This window comes from Streptomyces sp. NPDC058955, assembly GCF_042741435.1.
Classification (GTDB): Bacteria; Actinomycetota; Actinomycetes; order Streptomycetales; family Streptomycetaceae; genus Streptomyces.
In genome coordinates this window covers 1-4,595 of sequence record NZ_JBHYKM010000153.1, presented here as the reverse complement: position 1 = coordinate 4,595, position 4,595 = coordinate 1, and the positions used below count along the sequence as shown (strand labels likewise).

4 protein-coding genes and 5 tRNA genes are annotated in these 4,595 nt (G+C 70.3%); 1 reads left to right on the top strand and 8 read right to left on the bottom strand.

Going from position 1 to position 4,595, the window contains the following annotated elements; translation table 11 throughout:
• Positions 1-143: 143 nt before the first annotated feature.
• Together leuD and leuC are read right to left on the bottom strand one after the other, a co-directional pair.
• On the bottom strand, positions 144-737 hold the full coding sequence (gene leuD / locus ACFW1I_RS34870; protein ID WP_031013921.1) for a 3-isopropylmalate dehydratase small subunit: 594 nt from the start codon (positions 735-737) through the stop codon (positions 144-146).
• Between the two features lie 6 nt (positions 738-743).
• Positions 744-2,168, bottom strand: a complete 1,425-nt coding sequence (gene leuC / locus ACFW1I_RS34865) for a 3-isopropylmalate dehydratase large subunit (protein WP_384677522.1) — start codon at positions 2,166-2,168, stop codon at positions 744-746.
• Positions 2,169-2,307: 139 nt separating this feature from the next.
• On the opposite strand from leuC, the gene ndgR reads away from it, so the two are divergent.
• Positions 2,308-3,024 carry an IclR family transcriptional regulator NdgR gene (ndgR, locus tag ACFW1I_RS34860; protein ID WP_005311436.1) on the top strand — a complete coding sequence of 239 codons (717 nt, stop codon included), beginning with the start codon at positions 2,308-2,310 and terminating at the stop codon, positions 3,022-3,024.
• 132 nt (positions 3,025-3,156) lie between these two features.
• On the opposite strand, the gene ACFW1I_RS34855 is transcribed toward ndgR, so the two are convergent.
• From ACFW1I_RS34855 to ACFW1I_RS34830, 6 genes are all read right to left on the bottom strand, one after another.
• Positions 3,157-3,229 (bottom strand) — tRNA-Glu (locus tag ACFW1I_RS34855).
• A gap of 44 nt (positions 3,230-3,273) precedes the next feature.
• Positions 3,274-3,345, bottom strand: a tRNA-Gln gene (locus ACFW1I_RS34850).
• Positions 3,346-3,367: 22 nt separating this feature from the next.
• Positions 3,368-3,440 (bottom strand) — tRNA-Glu (locus ACFW1I_RS34845).
• 62 nt (positions 3,441-3,502) lie between these two features.
• Positions 3,503-3,575, bottom strand: a tRNA-Glu gene (locus tag ACFW1I_RS34840).
• 42 nt (positions 3,576-3,617) lie between these two features.
• A tRNA-Gln gene (locus ACFW1I_RS34835) sits at positions 3,618-3,689 on the bottom strand.
• Between the two features lie 92 nt (positions 3,690-3,781).
• Positions 3,782-4,516 (bottom strand): HAD family hydrolase, encoded by a 735-nt coding sequence (locus ACFW1I_RS34830; protein WP_384677520.1) that lies wholly within the window; start codon positions 4,514-4,516, stop codon positions 3,782-3,784.
• Positions 4,517-4,595 lie beyond the last annotated feature (79 nt).

The window sequence follows — 4,595 nt, the reverse complement described above, 5'->3', positions numbered from 1 at the left end:
AGCCGCAGTCTCTCTCTGGGTGGGGCGCTCTATACACTCCCACTTTTGTCCAATTCGGGGCGGGTGGCCCCCCCCCCGGTCAAAAACACCGCCCCGCCCCCCCCCCCCGGGGGGGGGGGGGCGCAGTCTTGGAAAAGCGCTGCTCAGGCCGTAATTGTACGGGGCTTGAAGGACGGCCTGGCCGCCTCGTAGGCCGCGATGTCGGCTTCGTTCTGAAGGGTGAGGCTGATGTCGTCGAGGCCGTTCAGGAGCCGCCAGCGGGCGTTCTCGTCGAGCTCGAAGTCGGCGTCGATCCCGTCCGCCAGGACCTTGCGGGCCTCCAGGTCGACGGTGACCTCGGCGGTCGGGTCGGCCTCGGTCAGCTCCCAGAGGGCGTCGACCGTCTCCTGCGGCAGGACGACGGTCAGCAGACCGTTCTTCAGCGAGTTGCCGCGGAAGATGTCGGCGAAGCGGGCCGAGATGACGGCCTTGAAGCCGTAGTTCTGGAGCGCCCAGACGGCGTGCTCGCGGGAGGAGCCGGTGCCGAAGTCGGGGCCGGCGACCAGGACCGTGGCGCCCTGCCGCTCGGGGCGGTTGAGGACGAACTCGGAGTCCTTGCGCCATGCCTCGAAGAGGCCGTCCTCGAAGCCGTCGCGGGTGACCTTCTTCAGCCAGTGCGCCGGGATGATCTGGTCGGTGTCGACGTTGCTGCGGCGCAGCGGGACGGCCCGGCCGGTGTGCGTGGTGAAAGCTTCCATGGTTCCTCAGACCCCCGCGGTGGTGACGGCGTCGGACAGGTCGGCCGGGGAGGCCAGATGGCCCAGCACGGCGGTGGCGGCGGCGACCTGGGGGGAGACCAGGTGGGTGCGGCCGCCCTTGCCCTGCCGGCCCTCGAAGTTGCGGTTGGAGGTGGACGCGGAGCGCTCACCGGGGGCCAGCTGGTCGGGGTTCATGCCCAGGCACATGGAGCAGCCCGCGTGCCGCCATTCGGCGCCGGCCTGCTTGAAGACCTTGTCCAGGCCCTCCTCGACGGCCTGCAGGGCGACCCGGACGGAGCCGGGGACGACCAGCATGCGGACGCCCTCGGCGACCTTGCGGCCGTCCAGCAGGGCGGCGGCGTTGCGCAGGTCCTCGATGCGGCCGTTGGTGCAGGAGCCTACGAAGACGGTGTCGACCTTGATGTCGCGCAGCGGCTGGCCGGCGGTCAACCCCATGTACTCCAGGGCCTTTTCGGCGGCGAGGCGCTCCGAGGGGTCTTCGTACGAAGCCGGGTCGGGGACGTTCGCCGAAAGCGGGGCGCCCTGGCCGGGGTTGGTGCCCCAGGTGACGAACGGGGCCAGCTCGGCGGCCTCGATGACGACCTCGGCGTCGAAGACGGCGTCCTCGTCGGTCTTCAGGGTCTTCCAGTAGGCGACGGCGGCGTCCCAGTCCTCGCCCTCGGGGGCGTGCGGACGGCCCTTGAGGTAGGCGAAGGTGGTCTCGTCGGGGGCGATCATGCCCGCGCGGGCGCCGGCCTCGATGGACATGTTGCAGATGGTCATGCGGCCCTCCATCGAGAGTTTCTCGATGGCGGAGCCCCGGTACTCCAGGACGTAGCCCTGGCCGCCGCCGGTGCCGATCTTCGCGATGACGGCGAGGATCAGGTCCTTGGCGGTGACGTCGGCGGGCAGCTCGCCGTTCACCGTGATGGCCATGGTCTTGGGGCGGGCCATGGGCAGCGTCTGGGTGGCCAGGACGTGCTCGACCTGGCTGGTGCCGATGCCGAACGCCAGGCCGCCGAAGGCGCCGTGGGTGGAGGTGTGGGAGTCGCCGCAGACCACGGTCATGCCGGGCTGGGTCAGGCCCAGCTGCGGTCCCACCACGTGGACGACGCCCTGCTCGACGTCGCCGAGCGGGTGGAGCCGGACCCCGAACTCGGCGCAGTTCTTGCGCAGGGTCTCCAGCTGGGCGCGGGAGACCGGGTCGGCGATCGGCTTGTCGATGTCGAGGGTGGGGGTGTTGTGGTCCTCGGTGGCGAGGGTGAGGTCGAGGCGCCGCACCTGCCGGCCGTTCTGCCGGAGGCCGTCGAACGCCTGCGGGCTGGTCACCTCGTGCAGCAGGTGAAGATCGATGAAGAGGAGATCGGGCTCGCCCTCGGCGCGCCGGACGACGTGGTCGTCCCAGACCTTCTCCGCGAGTGTCCTACCCATCGCTTTCCCTCCGGCCGGCGGCTGCGCCGGCACCACTAGAGACCGTTGTGCGGGCCGTTGTGCGGCCGCCTCACCAGAGTGACAAGTTCCTCGGGAAATTGAACTTGCGTTTCACAGAGTGAGACGCGAATATCGTTGCATGGACAACTCTAGCGGCGTAGGCGTTCTCGACAAGGCAGCCCTTGTCCTGAGCGCCCTGGAGTCCGGTCCGGCCACCCTCGCAGGACTGGTCGCGGCGACGGGACTCGCACGACCCACGGCCCACCGTCTGGCCGTGGCATTGGAACACCACCGGATGGTGGCCCGCGACATGCAGGGCCGTTTCATCCTGGGTCCGCGGCTGGCCGAGCTGGCCGCGGCGGCGGGTGAGGACCGCCTCCTGGCGACGGCCGGGCCGGTGCTGACGCATCTGCGCGACGTCACCGGGGAGAGCGCGCAGCTCTACCGGCGCCAGGGCGACATGCGGATCTGCGTGGCGGCGGCCGAGCGGCTCTCCGGCCTGCGGGACACGGTCCCGGTGGGCTCGACGCTCACGATGAAGGCCGGCTCGTCGGCGCAGATCCTGATGGCCTGGGAGGAGCCCGAGCGGCTGCACCGCGGCCTCCAGGGCGCCCGCTTCACGGCGACGGCCCTGTCGGGCGTACGGCGCCGCGGCTGGGCCCAGTCGATCGGTGAGCGGGAGCCGGGCGTCGCGTCCGTCTCCGCGCCCGTCAGGGGCCCGTCGAACCGCGTGGTGGCCGCCGTGTCGGTCTCGGGTCCGATCGAGCGCCTGACGCGCCACCCCGGCCGCATGCACGCCCAGGCGGTCATCGACGCCGCCGCCCGTCTCTCCGAGGCCCTCCGCCGCAACGGCTGATCCTCTTCTCTGTTCACCTGTACGTCCCCGGCCCACCGCTCCAACGCCGCAGCGGTGGGCCGGAGTTGTGTGTGCGCCGCGCCGGGAACAGCGAAGAAGCCCTCCCCCGAAGGGAAGGGCTTCTCTGTCGCGTACCCCCGACCGGATTCGAACCGGCGCTACCGCCTTGAGAGGGCGGCGTGCTAGGCCGCTACACAACGGGGGCTTTGGATCATGCGGGCTGTTGAGATCAACCGCCGCAGACCCGAGCTGGTCTACCAGGACTCGAACCTAGACTAACTGAACCAGAATCAGTCGTGCTGCCAATTACACCATAGACCAATACGTGGTTAGACCAGCGTCGTACCCCCGACCGGATTCGAACCGGCGCTACCGCCTTGAGAGGGCGGCGTGCTAGGCCGCTACACAACGGGGGCCCTAGCGATCCTGCATCGGGTCCACCTGGGCGCTACCCAAGTGATCCCGCGGGAAGGATCTGTACCCCCGACCGGATTCGAACCGGCGCTACCGCCTTGAGAGGGCGGCGTGCTAGGCCGCTACACAACGGGGGCTTGTGGATGCCAATCCACTGGTTTGCAGATGAGCTCTGCGAGCTGGCCTACCTGGACTCGAACCAAGACTAACTGAACCAGAATCAGTCGTGCTGCCAATTACACCATAGGCCACCGGGGCAACTTCCCCGTGAGGGGGATCTTGCTCGGCTTGCGCTTTCCGGGCTCTTGCCTTTCGGCTTGCTCCCCTCGGCGCAGGAAGAACATTACCCGAAGGTTGTCGGTGCTCCAAAACGGGTATCCCCGCGGAGCAGCGGGGGGAGCTGATGGAGGTCGGTGATGCGGCGCAGGCCGGGCCGTTCACCGGTGCCGGCGCGATCCAGCCAGATGCCGTGGAGCCCCGCCTCCTGGGCGCCGAGCGCGTCGATGTCGGGGCGGTCCCCCACGTACGCCACCTCGTGCGGTTCGAGACCGAGGGCGGCGCAGGCGGCGTGGAACGCCTCGGCGGCCGGCTTGGCGCTGCCCAGCTCGGCGGCGCAGAGGACGGCCTCGAAGCGGTCGCGGACGCCGAGGGCGCGCAGCTTGGGTTCCTGGGCGTGGATGCTGGAGTTCGACAGCACGGCCTGCCGGTAGTCGGGGGCGAGCAGGTCGAGGACGGGCAGGGCGTCGGGGAAGAGCTCCCAGGCGGCCTCGTAGTGGGCCACGTACCGGCCGAACCAGGCGTCGGCCTCGGGGTCGGTCAGGGCGGGGCGGTCCAGGAAGGCGCGGACGCGGTGGCGCCGCTGGTCCTGCCAGCTCGCGCCGGTGCCGTCGATGCCGTTCTCGTAGAGCCGCCAGTACAGCTCGGTGAGCTCCTTCCAGCGGCGCAGGGCGTCCTCGACGGTGCCGTGCAGGCCGTCCAGGCCCTCGGCGGCGAGGTGGGCGCGCATCCCGGCGCGGTCGGCTCCCGCGTAGTCGAAGATCGTGTCGTCCACGTCCCAGAGGACGGCGCGGATGCTCATGGCACCGACGGTACGCCGCTGAGGGGCCGCGGGGGGCTGTTTCCGGTACGACGACGGGGGCGGCGCCCGGAGAGTGTCC

What these genes read in the sequence shown, in the direction of transcription:
- ndgR (WP_005311436.1), top strand. Translation starts at nt 2,308, where the DNA reads ATGGACAACTCTAGCGGCGTAGGCGTTCTCGACAAGGCAGCCCTTGTC.
- leuD (WP_031013921.1), bottom strand. Translation starts at nt 737, where the DNA reads ATGGAAGCTTTCACCACGCACACCGGCCGGGCCGTCCCGCTGCGCCGC.
- leuC (WP_384677522.1), bottom strand. Translation starts at nt 2,168, where the DNA reads ATGGGTAGGACACTCGCGGAGAAGGTCTGGGACGACCACGTCGTCCGG.
- ACFW1I_RS34830 (WP_384677520.1), bottom strand. Translation starts at nt 4,516, where the DNA reads ATGAGCATCCGCGCCGTCCTCTGGGACGTGGACGACACGATCTTCGAC.